Genomic DNA, 550 nt, shown 5'->3' on the forward strand with positions numbered 1-550 from the left:
CCTAACGCCTGAATTAAGCCGTGCCGCGAAGCGGCATCGGCTTGAATGAATTGTTAGGGGGCGCTCTCAAGTTCCACGAGTTCCTTGTCTGTGTAGAACTTAAGACGCTCCACCTTGTGACCGTTTAGGAAGTTGATTGATGGCCCGTAGTCATAGCCGTAAGCACCATCTTTACCGCTCAACCTTTTACTCGCATGATTTCGTATGAGCCACAGTCATACATCAGGCTCCCGCCGTCAGAGAGACCATACGCTACTGAGCAATCCGGCTCCTTGCCAGCGAGTATCCGCTCGAAGTCGCTCCACGCAGACTCCACAATCTTTGCATCATTCTCGGACAGCACCGACAAGTCGATGCCAAAGTTGGTGAGGTTGTCTGATTGCGGGACAACACTTTCTGGCAAGTGATAACGGTCTGACCCCTGTGCCGAATTCTCCTCTTGCTCTAAGCCCGGTTGCGTCGGCTGTCGATCCGGCTGGCAGGCAGCCAAGAATGGAGCGATCAATGCAAACCTGAGGCTTGCGGGAATCTTCATTGCGCCCCCTAACGC

Annotated in this window: 1 protein-coding gene; it reads right to left on the bottom strand. The window is 53.8% G+C overall.

Annotation, left to right across the window (positions count from 1 at the left end; all coding sequences use genetic code 11):
- Positions 1–178: 178 nt before the first annotated feature.
- Positions 179–550: hypothetical protein (locus tag ACFQ2D_RS17015; RefSeq protein WP_386795731.1), on the bottom strand; the 372-nt coding region annotated here is incomplete at its 5' end.

It is taken from the genome of Luteimonas composti (assembly GCF_042678665.1).
GTDB lineage: Bacteria > Pseudomonadota > Gammaproteobacteria > Xanthomonadales > Xanthomonadaceae > Luteimonas > Luteimonas composti.